Source organism: Streptomyces sp. 3214.6, assembly GCF_900129855.1.
GTDB lineage: Bacteria > Actinomycetota > Actinomycetes > Streptomycetales > Streptomycetaceae > Streptomyces > Streptomyces soliscabiei.
The window spans coordinates 8,653,794-8,673,210 of the sequence record NZ_LT670819.1; the positions used below are offsets into that span (position 1 = coordinate 8,653,794).

The 19,417-nt window shown below is 71.3% G+C and carries 19 protein-coding genes; 10 read left to right on the forward strand and 9 right to left on the reverse strand.

Annotated features, from left to right (window positions below):
* Positions 1-42: 42 nt before the first annotated feature.
* Both B5557_RS39025 and B5557_RS39030 read right to left on the reverse strand, forming a co-directional pair.
* A complete protein-coding gene (locus B5557_RS39025; protein WP_079663916.1) occupies positions 43-558 on the reverse strand; it encodes a hypothetical protein in 516 nt (171 codons plus the stop codon).
* A gap of 147 nt (positions 559-705) precedes the next feature.
* On the reverse strand, positions 706-1,257 hold the full coding sequence (locus B5557_RS39030) for a sigma-70 family RNA polymerase sigma factor (RefSeq protein WP_079663917.1): 552 nt from the start codon (positions 1,255-1,257) through the stop codon (positions 706-708).
* 222 nt (positions 1,258-1,479) lie between these two features.
* Here B5557_RS39030 and B5557_RS39035 point away from each other — a divergent pair, with 222 nt between their 5' ends.
* Positions 1,480-2,628 carry a CapA family protein gene (locus B5557_RS39035; RefSeq protein WP_079663918.1) on the forward strand — a complete coding sequence of 383 codons (1,149 nt, stop codon included), beginning with the start codon at positions 1,480-1,482 and terminating at the stop codon, positions 2,626-2,628.
* A gap of 55 nt (positions 2,629-2,683) precedes the next feature.
* Here the strand turns inward: B5557_RS39035 and B5557_RS39040 are convergent, their stop codons facing one another.
* Positions 2,684-3,157 carry a universal stress protein gene (locus B5557_RS39040; protein WP_079663919.1) on the reverse strand — a complete coding sequence of 158 codons (474 nt, stop codon included), beginning with the start codon at positions 3,155-3,157 and terminating at the stop codon, positions 2,684-2,686.
* A gap of 228 nt (positions 3,158-3,385) precedes the next feature.
* Between B5557_RS39040 and B5557_RS39045 the strand changes: the two genes are divergently transcribed.
* On the forward strand, positions 3,386-4,231 hold the full coding sequence (locus B5557_RS39045; RefSeq protein WP_079663920.1) for a polysaccharide deacetylase family protein: 846 nt from the start codon (positions 3,386-3,388) through the stop codon (positions 4,229-4,231).
* A gap of 33 nt (positions 4,232-4,264) precedes the next feature.
* Here B5557_RS39045 and B5557_RS39050 read toward each other — a convergent pair whose 3' ends face one another.
* A complete protein-coding gene (locus tag B5557_RS39050) occupies positions 4,265-4,930 on the reverse strand; it encodes a class F sortase (protein ID WP_079663921.1) in 666 nt (221 codons plus the stop codon).
* A 334-nt stretch (positions 4,931-5,264) separates the two neighbouring features.
* Between B5557_RS39050 and B5557_RS39055 the strand changes: the two genes are divergently transcribed.
* Positions 5,265-5,771, forward strand: a complete 507-nt coding sequence (locus B5557_RS39055) for a hypothetical protein (RefSeq protein ID WP_079663922.1) — start codon at positions 5,265-5,267, stop codon at positions 5,769-5,771.
* A gap of 95 nt (positions 5,772-5,866) precedes the next feature.
* Here B5557_RS39055 and B5557_RS39060 read toward each other — a convergent pair whose 3' ends face one another.
* The 3 genes from B5557_RS39060 to B5557_RS39070 form a co-directional block, all read right to left on the reverse strand.
* Entirely contained in the window at positions 5,867-6,412 is a 546-nt protein-coding gene (locus tag B5557_RS39060; protein WP_079665233.1) for a hypothetical protein, read from the reverse strand.
* A gap of 213 nt (positions 6,413-6,625) precedes the next feature.
* Positions 6,626-7,390 (reverse strand): bestrophin-like domain, encoded by a 765-nt coding sequence (locus B5557_RS39065; RefSeq protein WP_079663923.1) that lies wholly within the window; start codon positions 7,388-7,390, stop codon positions 6,626-6,628.
* Positions 7,391-7,411: 21 nt separating this feature from the next.
* The gene (locus B5557_RS39070; RefSeq protein ID WP_079663924.1) at positions 7,412-8,080 is read right to left on the reverse strand and encodes a hypothetical protein; all 669 of its coding nucleotides are present in this window, start codon (positions 8,078-8,080) and stop codon (positions 7,412-7,414) included.
* A gap of 349 nt (positions 8,081-8,429) precedes the next feature.
* Between B5557_RS39070 and B5557_RS39075 the strand changes: the two genes are divergently transcribed.
* The 3 genes from B5557_RS39075 (at position 8,430) to B5557_RS39085 (ending at position 12,703) form a co-directional block, all read left to right on the forward strand.
* Positions 8,430-9,431 carry an SCO0930 family lipoprotein gene (locus tag B5557_RS39075; protein WP_079663925.1) on the forward strand — a complete coding sequence of 334 codons (1,002 nt, stop codon included), beginning with the start codon at positions 8,430-8,432 and terminating at the stop codon, positions 9,429-9,431.
* Positions 9,432-9,758: 327 nt separating this feature from the next.
* Positions 9,759-10,571 carry an SAM-dependent methyltransferase gene (locus tag B5557_RS39080; RefSeq protein WP_079663926.1) on the forward strand — a complete coding sequence of 271 codons (813 nt, stop codon included), beginning with the start codon at positions 9,759-9,761 and terminating at the stop codon, positions 10,569-10,571.
* Positions 10,568-12,703 (forward strand): putative bifunctional diguanylate cyclase/phosphodiesterase, encoded by a 2,136-nt coding sequence (locus B5557_RS39085; RefSeq protein ID WP_079663927.1) that lies wholly within the window; start codon positions 10,568-10,570, stop codon positions 12,701-12,703. The genes B5557_RS39080 and B5557_RS39085 overlap by 4 nt, the downstream gene beginning before the upstream one ends.
* A gap of 42 nt (positions 12,704-12,745) precedes the next feature.
* On the opposite strand, the gene B5557_RS39090 is transcribed toward B5557_RS39085, so the two are convergent.
* Positions 12,746-13,630 (reverse strand): LysR family transcriptional regulator, encoded by an 885-nt coding sequence (locus B5557_RS39090; RefSeq protein WP_079663928.1) that lies wholly within the window; start codon positions 13,628-13,630, stop codon positions 12,746-12,748.
* A 157-nt stretch (positions 13,631-13,787) separates the two neighbouring features.
* Here B5557_RS39090 and B5557_RS39095 point away from each other — a divergent pair, with 157 nt between their 5' ends.
* On the forward strand, positions 13,788-14,678 hold the full coding sequence (locus B5557_RS39095) for an NAD(P)H-binding protein (protein WP_079663929.1): 891 nt from the start codon (positions 13,788-13,790) through the stop codon (positions 14,676-14,678).
* 78 nt (positions 14,679-14,756) lie between these two features.
* Here B5557_RS39095 and B5557_RS39100 read toward each other — a convergent pair whose 3' ends face one another.
* A complete protein-coding gene (locus B5557_RS39100; RefSeq protein ID WP_079663930.1) occupies positions 14,757-15,641 on the reverse strand; it encodes a LysR family transcriptional regulator in 885 nt (294 codons plus the stop codon).
* 130 nt (positions 15,642-15,771) lie between these two features.
* Between B5557_RS39100 and B5557_RS39105 the strand changes: the two genes are divergently transcribed.
* From B5557_RS39105 to B5557_RS39115, 3 genes are read left to right on the forward strand one after another with little or no spacing between them, the layout of a single operon-like run.
* Entirely contained in the window at positions 15,772-16,443 is a 672-nt protein-coding gene (locus tag B5557_RS39105) for a succinate dehydrogenase (RefSeq protein ID WP_079663931.1), read from the forward strand.
* Positions 16,444-18,393 (forward strand): fumarate reductase/succinate dehydrogenase flavoprotein subunit, encoded by a 1,950-nt coding sequence (locus B5557_RS39110; protein WP_079663932.1) that lies wholly within the window; start codon positions 16,444-16,446, stop codon positions 18,391-18,393.
* Positions 18,390-19,139 (forward strand): succinate dehydrogenase/fumarate reductase iron-sulfur subunit, encoded by a 750-nt coding sequence (locus B5557_RS39115; protein ID WP_079663933.1) that lies wholly within the window; start codon positions 18,390-18,392, stop codon positions 19,137-19,139. Before B5557_RS39110 ends, B5557_RS39115 begins: the two co-directional genes overlap by 4 nt.
* The last annotated feature ends 278 nt before the right edge of the window (positions 19,140-19,417 follow it).

Below are 19,417 nucleotides of genomic sequence, written 5' to 3' on the forward strand. Positions count from 1 at the left end.
CCCAGATGTTCGGAGCGGACCGGCCCGCGGATTGGTGCGAATCTAAAAAAGATGAATCGCGAGGTGCCCGAGGGGCAGTCCGAGCTGCCAGGCGGGCGTCCAGACCTTGGGTCCGTCCTCCTCGCCGACCACCGGGGCGCCGCCCGGCACCGCGTTGAGGTCGGGAGCCAGCAGCTCCGTCTCCTCCAGCCAGCGCCAGGCCGCGGCCGCCAGTTCGAGATCCGGGGCGGGCCCGTCCAACGCGGCCGCTTCAGCCGTCAGTTGAGACATACGTTCGCCGACCCAGTCCTGCCACGGCTGGTCGTACGCCGTGAGCGAAAGCCAGGTCTCCAGCTGAGTGACGACCCGGATGCCGGGCAGTTCGCCGTCGGTGTCGGACAGGAAGATGGTGAGCGCCAGGGCATCGCGTCCGGCGCGGAACTCGAAGGACGTCGGTGGCATCAGATCGCCGGTCCGCAGCAGTTCGTCGGCGATGTACTCGGCGTACAGCCAGGCCATGGGGACGGTGAGTTCACCGCCGCCGGTGCCGTCCGTGTCCTGGTGACCTCTGTGCAGCATCCCTTCCTGCCTTCCTCCGGTGCGTGCGCGTCGCCCGATGCGGGGACCCCGGGGAGGACCCCATCCGGAACACGGATAAGGACACCCGATTACTCAATGGGGGTCCTCGGCAAGGCGCTTTACGGAGGCTTGACCGAGCCGTGGGTTTCAGTGCAGGTCGGCCGCGTATCCCGGAAGCACCCGGCGTAGGGCGCGCAGCGCGTAGTACGCGCGGGACTTCACCGTACCCGGAGGAATTCCGAGGGCTTCGGCGGCCTCCGCCACACTCGCCCCTTGGAAATACACCAGCACCAGGACTTCACGGTGTTCCGGAGTGAGTGTCTTCACAGCCTCGCGCACATCGAGGGCCGCGGCGGCCCGCTCGGCGTGGTCGGCGTGGACCGGCGCGTTCTCCAGCACCGCGTCCCCGACCTCCGCCGGCCGCGCCTGCCGGGCGCGCCGCGCGTCGATGGCGAGCCGTCGGCCCACGGTGAGCAGCCAGGGCCGTACGGAGTCGAAGGCGTCGGTGCGCAGTGCCTCGGGATGCTGCCAGGCGCGCACCAGGGTCTCCTGGACGAGGTCCTCGGCGCGCTGGCGGTCGCCGTCGGACAGCCTCAGCAGCAGCGCGAAGAGCGGCCTGCCGTGCTCGCGCTGCAAGGCGGCGAGTTCGTGCTCGGCGGTCGTCGGCCCGGTCGCGGTGAGGGTGATTCCGGCGGTCATGGGCGTATGGCACCGCAGTGCGCCGGTTCGGGACAGCGTCCGCACAGGGATCTGCGGCGGACGGTCGATCGCGTCGACGAACGGTTCGACGAACGGTCCGGGCTACGCCGATCGCGGGCATCGGCCCTGGACGCAGGGAGTGGTGGGGCGCTCGGATGCCTCCCATCCATTAGTACTGATACGTGCGTAAATATGACAATTCATGCGAAGTGGAGTGATCAGGTGATCGCACGCAGACATCAGATGGCGCTGGTCCTCACGGCCGTCCTCGCGTCGGCCGCCGCCTGCCAGGCCCGGGACCGGCCGGCCGAGCCGACGGGACGTCCGGCACCGTCCGCCGCCCGCGGCTTCACTCTCGTGGCCTCCGGCGACGTCCTCCCGCACGGCACCATCATCGACCGCGCCCACTTCGACGCGGGCGGTCCCGGCTACGACTTCCGCCCGATGTTCGAGGGCGTCAAGCCCGTCGTCTCCCGCGCCGACCTGGCCCTGTGTCACATGGAGACCGTCTACGGCGCGAACGGCGCCTACACCGGCTACCCCGTCTTCAGGTCCCCGCCCGAGATCGCCCCGGCCCTCGCCGCCACCGGCTACGACGGCTGCTCCACCGCCTCCAACCACAGCCTCGACGACGGCGCCGCCGGCGTACGGCGCACCCTCGACGCGCTCGACGGCGCCGGCGTACGGCACGCGGGCACCGCGCGCACCGAGGCCGAGGCCAACTCGGTCACGATGCTGCGCGCGGGCCCGGCGAAGGTCGCCCACCTCGCCTACACCTACGACACCAACGGCTACCCGCCCCCGCCGGGGCAGCCTTGGGCCGTCAGTCTCATCGACGAGAACCGGATCGTCGCCGACGCCAAGGCCGCCCGGAAGGCGGGCGCCGACGTGGTCGTCGTCTCCGTGCACTGGGGCACCGAATGGCAGGACGCGCCGGACGACCGCCAACTCGCCCTCGCCCGCACCCTCACCGCCGCCCGCACGGCCGGCCGCCCCGACATCGACCTGATCCTGGGCACCCACGCGCACGTCCCCCAGGCCTACGAGAAGATCAACGGCACCTGGGTCGTCTACGGGCTGGGCGACCAGATCGCGGGCGAGATGTTCAACCACCAGGGCGCCCAGGACCCGCGCGGCAACCAGTCCACCCTCGCCCGCTTCACCTTCGCGCCGCCCGCCCGGCACGGCGGCCGTTGGGAGGTGCGCAAGGCGGAGTTCGTACCCCAGATGTTCGACATCGACGCCGGCCGGGTGGTGAACCTCAACAACGCGCTCGCCCGGGGCGCCGACGTCGAGGGCGTGCGCGACCGGATCAGGACCGTGGTCCTCAGCCGGGGCGCGGCCAAGGACGCTCTGGTGATGGGGGAGTGACCGGTGAGAGGGGAGTGAGAGGAGCGGCGGCCGCGCCTTCGGGGTGACGGAGGTGCTACGGCACCACCGTCACCGGCCACCGCCCCGCCTTCACCAGCCGGATCGCGACGGACCCCACGATCCGGTGGCCCGCCTGTTCGGAGGCGCCCACCACCACCGCGTCCGCCTTGAGCTGGTCCGCCGCCTTCACCAGCCCGCTGTAGGGGTCGCCACGGAAGGTGTGGAACTCCCAGCGCACATCGAATATCCCGCGCGTCCGCTCGGTGGCGTGCCGGATCTGCGCGACCAGGTCCTCGGCGATCGCGTCGGTCGTGTCGGCGACCGGCACTCCGAACGCCGCGCCCGCCGCCAGCACCGGCTGCACGTACACCACGGCGAGCAGCGCGTGCTGGCGCCGGGCCAGACCGGCCGCGTAGGCCGCGGCCCGGAGCGAGGTGTCGGAGCCGTCCACGCCGGCGACGATGACCTTGGGTCCATCCGTGCCCCGCTCGAACTGGTGCGCGGGCTGCTGTGAGTGCTGTTCCGTCACGGCCCAGAGGCTATCGGAACCCGCAGGTCCGGATGGGACCCGCCCGGCCGATCACGCAGGTACGGCGCCGAGGCTCTCCCGCCATCCGACCGGCAGGACAGCTCCCCGCGCGCGGGCCGCTTGCTTGCTCGCGCCGGCCGACCCCGCACTGCGCCGGTCGGGTGGAATCGTGCCGCCGGGGCGGTGTCGGTGCGGTGCGTCGAGGCTTCGTCGGGCGACTGATGACTCATGAAGAAGGATCAGTTGTTCACGCGGCGCCGGGCGTTGCTCGCGGGCGCCGCCGCGGTCGGAGCGGTCGGCACGGCCGGAGTGTTCGGGTGGGGCGGGGACAGCAAGCCGGTGAAGGCCGCCGCCCCGGCCCCCGCGGCGGGCGCCCCGGCGCGCGGCATCCCGCGGAAGCCCTCCGCCTACCGTCTCCAGCCGCTGACCGGCTACGGCCCCCCGCACGCCGCGCCCGCCCGCACCCCGGTGCGCCGCGAACCGCTGCTGAGGATGAACGGCCGCGGCCGCACCATGGTGCTGACCTTCGACGACGGCCCCGACCCCCGCTACACCCCTGGCATCCTCGACACGCTGGCCGAGTACGACGTGCGCGCGATGTTCTTCGTGTGCGGGGAGATGGCCGTCGACAACGAGGACCTGCTGGAACGCATGGCCGACGACGGCCACATCGTCGGCAACCACACCTGGTCCCACCCCCTGCTCACCCGGCTGACCCGCCGCCAGATCCGCTCCGAGATGATCCGCACCAGCGACGTCATCGAGGAGAGCTACGGTGAGCGGCCCCGCTGGTTCCGCGCCCCCTACGGCGCCTGGAACCGCGCCGCCTTCCAACTCGGCGCCGAACTCGGCATGGAACCCCTCGCCTGGACGGTCGACAGCCTCGACTGGACCACCCCCGGCACCGGCACCATCGTCGAACGGGTCGAACAGGGCGCCGCCCCCGGCGTCGTGGTGCTCTCGCACGACGCCGGGGGCGACCGCTCCCAGAGCGTGCGGGCGCTGCGCAGATATCTGCCGCAGCTATTGGATTCCGGCTATCACATCACCGTTCCGCACCGGAAGTACACCTGACACGAGGCATCCGCCCGCCCGGTCGGGAACCGCTCAACGGACCTCGACCAGGCGGGCGAAAGCGACGACATTCCCGTCGTAACCCTTCGCCTTGGAGAAACCGCCCCCGCAGGTGATGATCCGCAGTTCCGGAGAGCCCTTCGAAGCGTAGACGCGGTCGCCGGGGAAGTTGTTCTTCTCGAACACCTCGATGCCATAGACATCGAAGACCGCGGTCTTTCCGTCCTGCCGCGACACCTCGACGCGGTTTCCCTTCTTCAGGGCTCCGAGACCGTAGAAGACGGCCGGACCCAGTTTGTTGTCGACATGGCCGACGACGACCGACGTCCCCTTCTCGCCGGGCGAGACCCCGCCCGTGAACCAGCCGGCCAGGTTCGGGTCCTCCGGCGGCGGTGCGGCCACCCAGCCGTCCGTGTCCAGGCCGACCGGCATGATCGGCGCGTCCACGCTGATGGCGGGGATCCGTACCCGGTTCGGCACGGCGTACGCCAGCGGAGTCGGGGGCAGGCCGAGGGCGCCGGCCCGACTGTCCGCGGCCGCCGCCGAGGCCGGCTGCGGCGGGCCGATGTCGAACTCCCCCGACCCGTTCCGGATGAGCGCGAGACCGGTCAGCAGAACAAGCGCTATCACGCCCCAAGGGGCGCGCTTCTTCTGCCGCTCCTTTTCATCCGCCGCCTCGGACAGCTCGTACGCATACATTCGCCATCCCCTTTCGACGCGGCCGTCGCCACGTCCTTTTCGCGCATACGAGAACGCTAAGTCCCGAGTGGGCAACCGGCGACGGGGCAGCAGCGAACGGGTGGCCCCGACCCTCTTCGGTGCGCCATCCGAGTTGCCGACGGCAGGAATTTTCTGACGGTCCGTGACCTGCGGCGATATCCCCTTGTGTGCATGCCGCCCGGCGTGTCCTCTCACCAGTACGGACCATTCCCGAAATGCGGGCGCGTGCACGGCATCTGAGGGTCTTTCCGGGAGGTGCTTTCTCGCCGACATGCCGGGGACGGGCCCCGGGACGCCTTCCGCGGAGGATCACATGCGTACCACTCGTGTCCTGGCGGCCGCGGCGGTCTCAGCCGCCTCGGTCGCCGCCCTCGGCCTCGCCGCACCCGCGGCGCTCGCGCGTGACGGCATGGGCGTCAGCCCGAGCAACATCGTCGTGCTGCCTGCTGTCATCGCCCGCGGCGGACAGATCACCGTCACCGTGGACGGCTGCCCCAGCGGCGGCACCATGACGTCGCCCGCCTTCAGGACGGCCAACCTGACCCCGATCAACGGCGCCAACCAGACGGCCAAGGGAAGGGCGATCATCGACGAGGACGCCCGGCCCGGCACGTACGACATCACCGTCAACTGCTCCGGCCGGACCCTGACCCGCCCGGACGCCTTCACCGTCATCGGGGGCGTCCGCGGCGGTCTGGGCGGCGGCACCAGCACCGGCGCCACGCCGACCGACATGGCCATCGGCGGCGGGCTCGTCGCCGCGGCCATGGTCGGCGGCGGTCTGTTCTGGATGCGACGCCGCGCCGAGCGTCGCATCTGAGCTGCGCCCCCGCACCCCCGCAGACCGCACGTCACACAGACCTTCGCCCCGGTCCCCGCTGGGATCCGGGGCGAAGACCCGCGCCCGGTGGAGCGTCAGCCGCCGTCCTCGCCGGTGCGGCGCCGGGAGAGGCAGTACGCGGCGCCGACCGATCCGGCGATGAGCGCGGCGCCCAGCCCGATCTCCTTCAGGTCGAACCCGGCGACGGTGCCGCCCTCGCCGGCGTGCACACCCTGCTGCACCGGATAGGGCGCCGGCGTGAGATCGGCCGGACGACCGCCGGCGATCGTCAACTCCTTGACGGCGCTGACGCCGCCGCAGACGAACGTCACCCGGTACGACCCGCCCACCCTGGCGTCCCGGTCGACCAGGGCCACCGCCGACGACGACCCCCGCGGGACGACGACCGTGTCGAACACCGGCGACGAGACCGTCACGGAGCGTCCGCAGCCACTGGCGACGCGGTCCACCCGAAGGGTGACCTGGCCGCCCGCCGCGATGGCCGAGGGCAGCACGTCGTAGCCGTTGGACATGACGTAGTGGTTGTCGTCGCCGCCGTCGCTCGCGAGGGCGGCCGGTGCGGAGCAGGTCAGGGCGGTCAAGCCCAGCAGGGCGGCCGAAGCGACGCGTATCGCGTGCATGTGGATCCTCCGGTCCTCGAGGAGCAGCGGTGCGGACCTGTTCCGCTTGCGCCGCAAATGCACCTCGATGACCGAAACGCTAGGAACACGTGTGCGCCGCCGCGATCGCAGTCGCGCGAATGGGGCATGCGTGTGGGCCGCTCAGGGGACACCGTTCGTGCGACCGGGGGACGGCCGCGGCGTGGCGGCCACCCCCCGGCGCGGGACCGAACCTCAGCCGCCGATGTGCGGGAAGAGGTGGAGGAACGGCTCCGCCGACGCGGTGACACCCCGGCTGTAGGGCGCGTCGAAGTCCCAGATCAGGAAGAGCAGGAACGCGATGAGCGCGGAGAACAGCCCGGCCAGGACCAGTTCACGGGGCGTGCGCCGGATCTGCAGAGCGAAGACCATGCCGATGGTGATGACGGCCCCGGCCAGCAGTCCGAACCACACCACGCCGGGCATGGTCGCCCCGGTCGAGGCCGCGCGGGCGTTGCGCGCCTGGTCCGCCGCGGCCATCTGGTCGAGCAGCGGCTGATACGCCTGCGCCTCGAAGTCGGACGCCGGCCGGTAGTCGGTGACGTCGACCCGGACGCGCTGCAGGAGTTCGTCGCCGCGCTTGGTCACCTCGCCGTCGTCGGCCATCGTCTTCCATTCGACGGTGACGACGTGTCCGACATAGGCGTTGACATCGTCCCGAATACGGTCACGGACGTCGGTCGGGTAGACCCGCACGCGCTCGGAGATCTCGTGCAGCGCCTGGGCCTCCGCCTGGACGTGGTCCTGGGCGACGCTGCGCGCCTCCCACACGCCCGCGATGGCCAGGCCCAGCACGATGGCGTACACCACGCCGATCCACATCGTCATGTACTCGATGACGTCCGGGGTCTCGGAGGGGTCCTCGTCCTCGGGCGCCCTACGGTGCCGTACGAGGGTGACGACGACCACCACCGCACAGGCGGCGAGCATCGCGAGGGTGAGAACAAGCCATTCCGGCAAGTGATGCCTCCAGGATCATCGTTAGCGCGGTCGCATCGCGGCGACGGCGATCACCGCGGGCACGGTGATGAGCAGGACGTAGACGACCGGCGACTGGCCGCCGCGGGCGGCCCGCTGGTGCACCGAGGGGCGATACGCGGGATAGGTCACCGGGGTCGCGGAGGGGCGTGGCGTGGGGGTCGGTTTCGGTGTCGGGGTGGGGGTGGGTGTGGGGGCCGGCCGGGGGAGTGGTGCGGCGGGCCGGGGCGGCGGGGGCGCCGGTGGCTTCGGGCGTGGGGCCGGCGTCGGCGGCCTGGGCTGGGGCGGCGGCGGCTTCGGGGTGGGGTCGGGCTTCGGGGTGGGTTTCGGGGGCGGGCTCGGGGTCGGCTTGGGCGGTGGTGTCGGCTTGGGCGGTGGCGTCGGCTCGGGCGGTGGCGTCGGCTTGGGCGGTGGCTCCGGTTTCGGCGGGGTGGGGCTCGGGGTGGGCGTCGGCTTCGGCTTCGGGCACACCGGGGGAGTCGGCCACGAGTCGCTCCCCGCGACCGCCACCGCCTCGATGCCGTCCGGACCCGTCGAGGCGTATGCGCACGCGTCGGCCGCCGCCACCCCGGCCGGTGCGGCCGCGAGGATCCAGGCCACGGTCACCAGTGCCAACGCCCTTGCGGCGAGGGTGGATCGGGTCTGCTGGGGTCCATGCACGACGGAGATCATGCGACCTCTCGCACCTGCCTACGCCCGCACCCGGCGGGGAATGCCCCGAACGGGGGAAGTTCGGGACCAGGGGTTTGCCGGGAGTGCGGCCGCGCATCCGGTCCCTCGCGTGCCTGTGCGACCCGGTGACGGGCCGACTCTCCGGCGGGGTCTTCGGCGGACTCTTCGGCCGGCGGACCGGTCGGCGGATCGGCCGATGAGCCGGTCGGCCCGGACCCCGGGGCACAGCTTCCGGAAAGTTTTTCGTGCCGGGTTTGAACACAACGACCGCCCGCATGCGTACTCAGGGCCGTGCGGCGGCGCAGCAGGGCGCTGCAACACCCTTGTGACGATCGGGGAGTTGTTGACGATGAAGACCACCTGGCGGAGCGCCTCACTCGCGGCGGGCACCGTGGCCGTTCTGGCGCTGACGGCGGCGTGCGGATCCGAAAGCGGCACGTCGGCGTCGAGCCAGAACGTCGGAGCCACGGCTCCGGCCGGTGGCATCGGCGGCGTCGGCAGCGGCTACGGCGGGGTCGGCGCCAGTGCGAGCGCCAGCGCGCCCGGCGGCGTCGGTACCGGTACCGACACCGGTACCGGAGCCCAGACCGCGGGTGCCGGTGAACTGGCCATCTCCGCGAACGGCCAGCTCGGCAAGATCCTGACCGACAGCGCAGGCAAGACTCTCTACCGCTTCGACGCGGACACCGCCGAACCGCCGAAGTCGAACTGCGACGGCGACTGCGCCACCACCTGGCCGCCGGTGTCCGCCGACGACACCAGCGCCGGCGACGGCATCGACAAGTCGCTGCTCGGCGAGATCACCCGCCCCGACGGCACCAAGCAGCTCACCGTCGGCGGCTGGCCGGCCTACTACTACGCCAAGGACGCCAAGCCCGGTGACACCACCGGCCAGGGCGTGGGCAACAAGTGGTTCGCGCTGGCCCCCGACGGCAAGAAGGCCAAGTCGGGCTCGGGGTCGGGCTCGGGCTCGGACACCGCCCAGGCGGGCCTGTCCGTCCGCAAGGACGCCAACCTCGGTGACATCGTGGTCGACAAGGCCGGCATGACGGTCTACCGCTTCATCAAGGACAAGGCGTGGCCCAAGCCGGTGTCGAACTGCAACGGCGCCTGCCGGGACAAGTGGCCGGTGGTCGAGCCCGTCGACTTCTCCCAGACCAAGGGGATCCAGAAGAAGGGCTACATGAACTTCACCCGGTCCGACGGTGACAAGCAGCAGACCATCAACTGCTTCCCGATCTACACCTTCTCCGGTGACAAGGCCCCCGGCGACATCAACGGCCAGGGCGTCGGCGGTACCTGGTACGCCGTGGCCCCCAATGGAGACCTGGTCGGCGCGCCCAAGAAGTAGAGATCGCCTCCCCAGGGCTGATCACCGCACCTGCTGACTGAGCGCGCACGACCACGGATCCGCCCCCTCCACGCCGCACGGAGGGGGCGGATCGCCGTTTTCCCGTTCATACCCCGTATGCGTAGACTTTCGCCGCCCTGGGGGCCGCGCCGGAACTCTCCGGAACGCCCCGGGTACTTTTCGTAGCCCCTCGGGGGTCGTCGATTCGGCACGTGCCGCAGGCAGTGACCGGGAACGGACGGTCAATTTCCGTTTCCACTCGCCCGTTTGGCGGGCGATCAGTAGCCTCAGCTCGAACACCGGATCGCCTACGCCTTGGAGAGATAGATGGAGCGTCCCGCCTGGGCCCCTCGGAGCATCGACATCTCGGTGCCGAGCGTCTCGCGGATCTACGACTACTACCTGGGCGGTTCGTACAACTTCGAGGTCGACCGGGAAGCGGCCCGCAGGGCCATGGAGTTCATGCCGGGACTCCCGAAGATCAGCCAGGCGAACCGGGCGTTCATGCGCCGCGCCGTGCGGTACGCGGTCGGCGAGGGCATCACTCAGTTCCTCGACGTCGGCTCCGGCATCCCCACCTTCGGCAACGTCCACGAGGTCGCCCAGGCGGCCAGCCCGGGGGCGCGGGTGGTGTACGTCGATCACGACCCGGTGGCCGTCGCGCACAGCGAGGCGGTGCTGGCGGACAACGCCGACGCCGACGTCGTGGCCGCCGACCTGCGCAAGCCGCAGGAGATCCTCGGCAGCCCGCAGGTGGAGCAACTGATCGACCTGGAGCGGCCGGTGGCGCTGCTGCTCGTCGCCCTGCTGCACTTCGTGGAGGACGCGGACGACCCGTACGCGGCGGTGGCCGAGTTCGGCGCCGCGCTCGCGCCCGGCAGTCTGCTCGTGCTCACGCATGCCTCGTACGAGGGAATCCCGCTGCCGCCGGAGCGGGCCGAGGGCGCGGTGGACGTATACAAGGACATTCGCAACCCGCTGGTCATGCGCTCGCGTGCCGAGATCGAGCGGTTCTTCGAGGGGTACGACATGGTGGAACCGGGACTGGTGCCGATGCCGCACTGGCGGCCGGACACGGCGCCGGAGGACGAGGACCCCTGGGCCTTCTCGGGTTTCGCCGGCGTGGGGCGTACGGCGTGAGTGCGGAGCCGGACGGGCCGGAGGACAGACTGCGGCGGTTCGTGACGATCTGGAGCCGGGCCGTGTTCCCGGTGACCTCGACGTCGCTGACCCGGCCCGAGCTGGAGGAACAACTGCTGCCGCTGGCACGGCGGTTGAGCGGGGCGCTGCTGGAGCGGGCCTTCGACGCGGACGCGGGCAAGGCGGTGGGCTCGGCTCTCGTCGACGCGCACTGCACCGACCCCGAGGCGCTCAGCCGCTCCCTCGACTGCGTGGACGCCTACCTGGTGCTCTACTGCGGCGAGGACGGCCCCCAGGAGGACCTGCGCACCCGTGCCTCGCGGCTGCAGCACGCCATGGCGGCCGGATACGCGCAGGCGCTGCGCCGGCGCACGCTCGCCGAGCAGGAGGCCATCGCCCAGGCCGCGTTGCGGGCCCAGGGCGTGGTCGCGCAGGCACTGCACGCGAGTGAGGCCCGCTTCCGAGCGGTCTTCGAGGGCGCCGCGATAGGAATCGGCATCGCCGACCTGGAAGGCAACGTCCTCCAGGTCAACGGGGCGTTGCTGCGGATGTTCGGCGGCTCCGAGCAGAGTCTGCGGGGCCGCAGGGTCCAGGACCTGACCCATCCCGAGGACGCGCCGCAGACCTGGAAGCTGTACTCCGAACTCGTCCGCGGCGAGCGCGAGCACTACCACACGGAGAAGGCGTTCAGCCGTCCTGACGGAACGGTCCTGTGGACCAACCTGACGGTCTCGCTGCTGCGTGACGCGGACGGCAACCCGCAGTATCAGCTGGCCCTGATGGAGGACACCACCGAGCGCCGGCTGCTGAACCTCCGGCTGCGCTACGAGGCCACCCATGACGCGCTGACCGGCCTGCCCAACCGCACCCTGTTCTTCGAACGCCTGGAGAAGGCGCTGGGCGCCCGCGAGAACCAGCGCTTCGGTCTGTGCTACCTCGACCTGGACGGCTTCAAGACCATCAACGACAGCCTCGGACACGCGGCCGGCGACCGGCTGCTCGTCGAGGTCGCCGACCGGCTGCAGTCCTGCGCGACAGCGCCCGGTGAGATGGTCGCCCGGCTCGGCGGCGACGAGTTCGTCGCGCTGACCACCGGCCCCGACACCCGCCGCGAGGTCGACGAACTCGCCGCGCGCATCATGAACGCCCTGCTCGCGCCGGTCAGCATCGACGGCCGGGAGCTGACCGTGCGCGGCAGCATCGGCATCGTCGAGGGGCCGGCCGGGGAGCGCAGCGCGGCGGAGGTGCTGCGCAGCGCCGACATCACGATGTACCGGGCCAAGTCGGCGGGCGGCAACCGTTTCGAGCTCGCCGACCCGGAGGCCGACGCCCGCGCGATCACCCGGCACGGGCTGACCACGGCGCTTCCGGCGGCTCTCGAACGCGGTGAGTTCTTCATCGAGTACCAGCCCCTGGTGCACCTCGGCGACGGCAGTGTGCGCGGCGCGGAGGCCCTGGTGCGCTGGCTGCACCCGCAGCACGGGGTGCTCGGCCCCGACCGGTTCATCCCGCTCGCCGAGCGCACCGGGCTGATCGTGCCGCTCGGCCGCTGGGTCCTTCAGGAGTCGGTCCGGCAGGCCGGCGAGTGGCGGGAACGCAACGGGGACACCGCGCCCGTCCGTATCAACGTCAACCTCTCCCCGTGCCAGCTCACCCACCCGGGTCTGGTGCAGGACACCGTCGAGATCCTGGAGCGGGCGGGCGTCGAGCCGGCCGCGCTGTGCCTGGAGGTGACGGAGTCGGCGCTGATCGGCGCCGACGACGACCTGCTCAAACCCCTGCGTCAACTCGCCGAGATGGGCGTCGACATCGCCCTCGACGACTTCGGCACGGGCTACTCCAACCTGGCCAATCTGCGCCGTCTCCCGGTGAACGTGCTCAAGCTGGACCGGTCCTTCACCCAGGGAATGCAGCAGTTCCCGGCGGACCCCGTCGACCTCAAGATCGTCGAGGGGATCGTCTCGCTCGCCCACAGCCTGAACCTCGCGGTCACGGTGGAGGGCGTGGAGACCGGCGCGCAGGCCGAGCAGCTGCGCATACTGGGCTGCGACACGGCCCAGGGCTGGTACTACGCCCGCCCCGGCCCGCCGGACCGGCTCCACCAACTGGCCCTGGTGGACGCCACGGGGTGAGCACGGGCGGCCGGGCGGTCGGGGGGCGCTCCAGCCCGGCCGTCAGCCCGCTTCCCGTTCCCGTTCCCGTTCCCGCAAGGGCGTCACGGTGGCGTTCTCCCCGGCCGCTTCCGCCACCGACACGGCGGCGCGGACGAGGGCGGCCGTGGCCGTCGAGCGGGACTGCTGCGGCCAGACGATGGCCAACGCCGCGGGCGGGGCGTCCGACACCGGGCGGTAGACGACGTTCGGGCGGGGGTAGCGGACGACGACGGAGGCGGGCAGCACGGGTATGACGCGGCCGAGGCCGACCAGGGTGATGAGTTGGGCGAGGTCGTGGCCCTGGCTGCGGATCTCGTCCAGGTAGCGGTGCAGCTCGCCGGGGCGCAGGCCCAGGTCGGCGAGGGTCACCCGGTCACGGGCGGCGAGCGGGTGGTCCGTCGCGAGGGCGGCGACGTACGGCTCGGTGGTGAGCCTCTCGGAGTCGAGACCGGTGCGGTCGAACGGCTCGTAGATCAGCGCGGCGTCGGCCTCGCCGAGCCGCAGCAGCCGGGGCTGCTCCTGCCATCCGCTCAGGCGGACGGTGACCGGCAGCGCGGACGGCTCCTGCGCGTAGCGCGCGCACAGCGCCTCCAGCAGTCCCGCGTCGCCGTCGGCCTTCACGGCCAGTACCAGCTTCGGGCCTCCGTCGGCGGCCCGCCGTGCGCGCCGCCCCGCGGCCTCCAACGCCTCCAGCGCGAACCGGGCCTCCGCCAGGAGGACCTCTCCCGCCGGGGTGAGCGCCACGCTGTGGGTGGTCCGCTCGAAGAGGGCGGCCCCCAGCTCCGTCTCCAGCCCGCGGATCGCCCGGGACAGCGGTGGCGCGGAGATGCCCAGCCGCTCCGCGGCGCGGGTGAAGTTGAGCTCCTCGGCGACGGCGACGAAATAGCGCAGCGGACGGGACTCCATGGGCGGCTCCCTCGGCTCGGTATTGCTCTGAGGGTAACAACCGCGACCGAACGGGTCCTTCAGTTCAACGCCGCCGGGCGGCAGGCTCGACGACGTCCCCACCGAGGGACATCCCGACCGAGGGACCTCCCAACCGCCTTTGTTTCAGGAGCAGTTCATGATTGTCGTCACTACGCCCACCGGGCAGATCGGCCGTGAGGTCGTCGCCCGCCTCCTCGACGCCGGCGAGGGCTCCGCACCGGTCCGGGTGATCGTCCGCGACCCCGGTTCGCTCGCCCCGCAGGTGCGCGAGCGCGTCGACGTCGTCCAGGGGTCGCACGCCGACCCGGCCGTGCTGAAGGAAGCCTGTCAGGGTGCCGACCAGGTGTTCTGGCTGGTCCCGCCGACCCCCACCGCGCCCGACGCCGAGGCGCACTACGGTGAGTTCACCGACCGGCTGTGCGAGGTGATCGAAGCGCAGGGCCTGGAGCGAGTGGTGGCCGTCTCCACCCTCGGCCGTGGCATCGCGCGGGGCGCCGGGCTGATCTCCGCCGGCCTCGCCATGGACGAGCGGATCGCCGCCACGGGCGTCCCCTACCGGGCGCTGTGCCCGCCCGCCCTGATGGAGAACACACTCCGTCAACTGGCCTCGATCCGTGACACCGGAGTGTTCGCCACCGGGCATGTGACCGACCGTGTGCTGCGGCTGTGTGCCACGCGCGACGTCGGCGCCGCGGCCGCCCGGCTGCTGCTCGACGACTCCTGGTCCGGGCGGGCGGACGTCCCCCTGGTCAGCCCGGACGAGCTGACCCCCGAGGGCATGGCCGACATCCTCGCCGAGGTGCTCGGCAGGCCTGTGCGCGCTCAGTTCCTTCCGGTCGCCGAGCAGCGGGCGGGGCTGCTGCGGGCCGGGGCGACGGAGGGCTGGGTCCGTTCCTACACCGACATGGTGACGGCCCAGAACGAGCAGGGTTTCTACGGCGCCTCCCAGCGCCCGACGCCCGATCTCGCGCCCACCACCTTCCGTCAGTGGTGCGAGGAGGTGCTCAGGCCGGCAGCCGAGGGCTGACAGCTGAAGGCTGACAGCCCAGCGCTCCGGACATCGCTCCGGTCATCGCTCCCGACATCGCTCGGGTCACCGCTCCGGTCATCTCTCCAGCAGCATCCGCTGCAACTCCCGCGCGGCCCGCGGCGGAGCCACGTCGCTGCGGTGCGCGAGGGCGATCGTACGGTGCAGGCCGGGCCGGGCGAGCGGGGTGACCCGTAGCCCCCGGCCCGAGCGGGCGGCCACCATCCGGGGGACGACGGCCACCCCGAGCCCCGCCCGCACGAACCCGAGCACCGCGTCCATCTCGCCGCCCTCCACCGCGAAGTCCGGCTCGAAGCCCTCCGCCCGGCACGCGGCCACGGTCAGTTCCCGCAGGTCGTAGCCGTGCCGGAACATCACCAGGCGTTCGCGCTCCAGATCGGCGATCCGGACCGTGCGCCGCCCGGCGCCCGGCTTCGACGCCTCGGGGGAGGACACCACGACCAGGTCCTCCCGCAGCAGCTCCACCGTCGTCAGCGCCGGGGACGGCGTCGGCAGCGGCAGGACGACCAGGGCGAGGTCCAGGGCGCCGCGGGCCAGTTCCCGGACCAGGTCGTGCGAGCCGCCCTCCTCGATCAGCAGCCGGATGCCCGGATAGCGGTCGTGGAAGGCGCGCAGCACATCCGGCAGCAGACCCGTGCACAGGCTCGGCGTCGCCCCGAGCCGCACCCGGCCGCTGCGCAGCTGCACCAGCTCCTGCACCTCGTACCGCGCGGTCTCGGTGTCCGCCAGGATCCGCCGGGCCAGCGGCAGCAGCGCCTCGCCCGCGTCGGTGAGCGTGATGTTGCCGCGTGCCCGCAGGAACAGATCGGCCCCCAACTCCCGCTCCAGCGCCTTGATCTGCTGCGACAGCGAGGGCTGCGCCACGTGCACGAGGTCGGCGGCCCGGGTGAAGTGCCGGGTCTCGGCGACCGCCACGAAGTACTGGAGCTGCTGGAACTGCATGCCGCAACCCTACGCCTCGATAGCCACAGCCTATGGAATCGAGGCGGACCATGTCTTGGACCGATGGGGTGGCCCGGCCCTAGCGTCTTGACCCATGGCTCTGGCAACGCGGACGGACCGACGGCCGTCCATGGCACGCACCGTGTGGGACTCCTCCGTCGGCAAGAAGACCGTGATGGCCGTCAGCGGCGTGATCATGCTGCTGTATCTGGTCGCCCACATGATCGGCAACCTGAAGATCTTCTTCGGGGCGGGGGAGTTCAACCACTACGCGCACTGGCTGCGCACGGTCGGCGAGCCCTTCATGCACTACGAGTGGACGCTCTGGCTGATCCGCGTGGTGCTGGTTCTCGCGGTCGTCGCCCACGCCGTCTCCGCGTACCAGCTCAGCCGCCGCGACATCAGGGCGCGGCCCAGCAAGTACGTGCACCGCAAGCCCCGGGCGAGCTACGCCACCCGCACCATGCGCTGGGGCGGGATCATCCTCGGCCTGTTCATCGTCTGGCACATCCTGGACCTGACCACCGGCACCGTGCACAGCGGCGGTTTCCAGGAGGGCCACCCGTACCAGAACGTCGTGGACACCTTCTCCACCTGGTACGGCAATGTCATCTACATCGTCGCGATGCTCGCCCTCGGGCTGCACGTCCGGCACGGCTTCTGGAGCGCCGCCCAGACGCTCGGCGTCGGCAGCCGCACCCGCGACCGCGCCCTGAAGATCGTCGCCGACGTCCTCGCGCTGCTGCTCACGGTCGGCTTCATCGCCGTGCCCGTGGGCGTCATGACCAAAGTGGTGAGCTGAATGACCGACTACGTGGACTACGAGACCGGCGAGCCCCTCGCGGACGCCAAAGCCCCCGCCGGCCCCGTCGCCGACCGCTGGGACACCCGCCGCTTCGAGGCCAGGCTGGTCAATCCGGCGAACCGGCGCAAGCACACCGTGATCGTCGTCGGCACCGGCCTCGCCGGCGGTTCCGCCGGGGCCACCCTCGCCGAACAGGGCTACCACGTGGTCCAGTTCTGCTACCAGGACTCCCCGCGCCGCGCCCACTCCATCGCCGCGCAGGGCGGCATCAACGCCGCCAAGAACTACCGCAACGACGGCGACTCCATCCACCGGCTGTTCTACGACACCGTCAAGGGCGGCGACTTCAGGGCGCGGGAGTCCAACGTCCACCGGCTGGCGCAGATCTCCGTCGAGATCATCGACCAGTGCGTGGCGCAGGGCGTGCCCTTCGCCCGGGAGTACGGCGGGCTGCTCGACACGCGCTCCTTCGGCGGCGTCCAGGTGTCGCGGACCTTCTACGCCCGCGGCCAGACCGGGCAGCAGCTCCTGCTGGGCGCCTACCAGGCCCTCAGCAGGCAGATCGCCGCGGGCAACATCGAGATGCACCCGCGCACGGAGATGCTCGACCTGATCGTGATCGACGGGCGGGCGCGCGGGATCGTCGCGCGGAACCTGATCACCGGGAAGATCGACACATACGTCGCCGACGCCGTCGTCCTGGCGAGCGGCGGCTACGGAAACGTCTTCTACCTGTCGACCAACGCCATGAACTCCAACGCCACCGCGATCTGGCGGGCGCACCGGCGTGGCGCGTACTTCGCCAACCCCTGCTTCACCCAGATCCACCCCACCTGCATCCCGCGCACCGGCGACCACCAGTCGAAGCTGACGTTGATGAGCGAGTCGCTGCGCAACGACGGCCGGATCTGGGTGCCGAAGGCCAAGGGCGACGACCGTCCGCCGAACCGGATCCCCGAGGACGAGCGCGACTACTACCTGGAGCGGATCTACCCCTCCTTCGGCAACCTGGTCCCGCGTGACATCGCCTCCCGCGCCGCGAAGAACGTCTGCGACGAGGGGCGGGGTGTCGGGCCCGGTGGGCAGGGCGTCTACCTGGACTTCGCCGACGCCATAAAGCGCATGGGGCGCAAGGCGGTTGAGGCGAAGTACGGCAACCTCTTCGACATGTACCAGCGGATCACCGACGAGGATCCGTACGAAGTGCCGATGCGGATCTACCCGGCCGTGCACTACACGATGGGCGGCCTGTGGGTCGACTACGACCTGCAGACGACCGTCCCGGGCCTGTTCGCGATCGGTGAGGCCAACTTCTCCGACCACGGTGCCAACCGCCTCGGCGCGTCCGCGCTGATGCAGGGCCTCGCGGACGGCTACTTCGTGCTGCCGGCCACCATCAACGACTACCTCGCGAAGAACCCCCGCCAGGACGAGGTGACCGTTGAGCACCCCGCCGTTCAGGAGGTGTTGGCGGAGACCGAGGACCGGCTGCATCTGTTGCTGTCGGTCGACGGGGACCGCACTCCCGACTCCTTCCACCGTGAACTCGGGGAACTGATGTGGGAGTTCTGCGGCATGGCCCGCACGGACGCCGGACTGCGCAAGGCACTTGAGCGGATCCCGCAGATCCGCGAGGAGTTCTGGCGCCGCATCAAGGTGCCCGGAACCGGCGAGGAGTTCAACCAGTCCCTGGAGAAGGCCAACCGGGTCGTCGACTATCTGGAGCTCGCCGAGCTGATGTGCCTCGACGCGCTGCACCGGGCCGAGTCCTGCGGCGGCCACTTCCGCGAGGAGTCCCAGACTCCCGACGGCGAGGCGGCCCGCCGGGACGACGCCTTCGGGTACGTGGCCGCCTGGGAGTTCACGAGCACCGGCTCCGCCCCCGTCCTGCACAAGGAAGACCTGGTCTTCGAGTACGTCCACCCCACCCAGCGGAGCTACGCATGAAGCTCACCCTGCGCGTCTGGCGGCAGCGCGACGCCGACGCCGACGGCACCATGTCCACGTACGAGGTGGACGGCATCTCGCCCGACATGTCCTTCCTGGAGATGCTCGACACCCTCAACGAGGAACTCATCCTGCGCGGCGACGACCCGGTCGCCTTCGACCACGACTGCCGCGAGGGCATCTGCGGCGCGTGCTCGCTCGTCATCAACGGCGACGCGCACGGCCCGGAGCGCACCACCACCTGTCAGCTGCACATGCGCTCCTTCAAGGACGGCGACACGATCGACGTCGAACCGTGGCGGGCGTCCGCGTTCCCGGTGATCAAGGACTTGGTCGTGGACCGGTCGGCGTTCGACCGGATCATCCAGGCCGGCGGGTACATCACCGCCCCGACCGGCGCCGCGCCGGAGGCCCATGCGACGCCGGTGCCGAAACCGGACGCCGACTTCGCCTTCGAGCACGCGGAGTGCATCGGGTGCGGGGCATGCGTGGCCGCCTGCCCGAACGGAGCGGCGATGCTGTTCACGTCCGCCAAGGTCAACCATCTGAACGTCCTGCCCCAGGGGGCGCCCGAGCGGGAGACGCGGGTGCTGGACATGGTGGCGCAGATGGACGAGGAGGGGTTCGGCGGGTGCACGCTGGCCGGGGAGTGCGCGACCGCCTGCCCCAAGGGCATCCCGCTGGTCTCCATCACCAGCATGAACAAGGAGTGGCTGCGGGCCACCAGGAAGGTCGCCAAGCGGTAGCGCCGTAGCGGGTACGGCGGGACCACCGGACGTTCGCCGACAAGGTGCGGACGGGCGGGGCCGGGAGTGGTGCTCATCCCCGGCCCCGCCAGGCACCCCCGGCACTGCCGGAACGCACCCGGCGGGGCGGCCGTAACCGGCTTGGGGCCGGTCGGCGGGCAACGACTTCCGGCATTCAGCATTCGCACATCCACGGGTCCCGCGCCGGACACGCCGAGGCCAGCCGACCGCGGAAGAAAGCAGGTGCAGATTCCCCATGCACTGTCCCCATGCTTTTC

Excerpts from the sequence above, each read along its gene's own strand:
- B5557_RS39090 (WP_079663928.1), bottom strand. The coding sequence starts at position 13,630 with ATGGAGTCCCGTCCGCTGCGCTATTTCGTCGCCGTCGCCGAGGAGCTC.
- B5557_RS39055 (WP_079663922.1), top strand. The coding sequence starts at position 5,265 with ATGCGTACCACTCGTGTCCTGGCGGCCGCGGCGGTCTCAGCCGCCTCG.
- B5557_RS39045 (WP_079663920.1), top strand. The coding sequence starts at position 3,386 with ATGAAGAAGGATCAGTTGTTCACGCGGCGCCGGGCGTTGCTCGCGGGC.
- B5557_RS39115 (WP_079663933.1), top strand. The coding sequence starts at position 18,390 with ATGAAGCTCACCCTGCGCGTCTGGCGGCAGCGCGACGCCGACGCCGAC.
- B5557_RS39025 (WP_079663916.1), bottom strand. The coding sequence starts at position 558 with ATGCTGCACAGAGGTCACCAGGACACGGACGGCACCGGCGGCGGTGAA.
- B5557_RS39105 (WP_079663931.1), top strand. The coding sequence starts at position 15,772 with ATGGCACGCACCGTGTGGGACTCCTCCGTCGGCAAGAAGACCGTGATG.
- B5557_RS39060 (WP_079665233.1), bottom strand. The coding sequence starts at position 6,412 with ATGCACGCGATACGCGTCGCTTCGGCCGCCCTGCTGGGCTTGACCGCC.
- B5557_RS39075 (WP_079663925.1), top strand. The coding sequence starts at position 8,430 with ATGAAGACCACCTGGCGGAGCGCCTCACTCGCGGCGGGCACCGTGGCC.
- B5557_RS39030 (WP_079663917.1), bottom strand. The coding sequence starts at position 1,257 with ATGACCGCCGGAATCACCCTCACCGCGACCGGGCCGACGACCGCCGAG.
- B5557_RS39050 (WP_079663921.1), bottom strand. The coding sequence starts at position 4,930 with ATGTATGCGTACGAGCTGTCCGAGGCGGCGGATGAAAAGGAGCGGCAG.
- B5557_RS39110 (WP_079663932.1), top strand. The coding sequence starts at position 16,444 with ATGACCGACTACGTGGACTACGAGACCGGCGAGCCCCTCGCGGACGCC.
- B5557_RS39080 (WP_079663926.1), top strand. The coding sequence starts at position 9,759 with ATGGAGCGTCCCGCCTGGGCCCCTCGGAGCATCGACATCTCGGTGCCG.
- B5557_RS39095 (WP_079663929.1), top strand. The coding sequence starts at position 13,788 with ATGATTGTCGTCACTACGCCCACCGGGCAGATCGGCCGTGAGGTCGTC.
- B5557_RS39070 (WP_079663924.1), bottom strand. The coding sequence starts at position 8,080 with ATGATCTCCGTCGTGCATGGACCCCAGCAGACCCGATCCACCCTCGCC.
- B5557_RS39100 (WP_079663930.1), bottom strand. The coding sequence starts at position 15,641 with ATGCAGTTCCAGCAGCTCCAGTACTTCGTGGCGGTCGCCGAGACCCGG.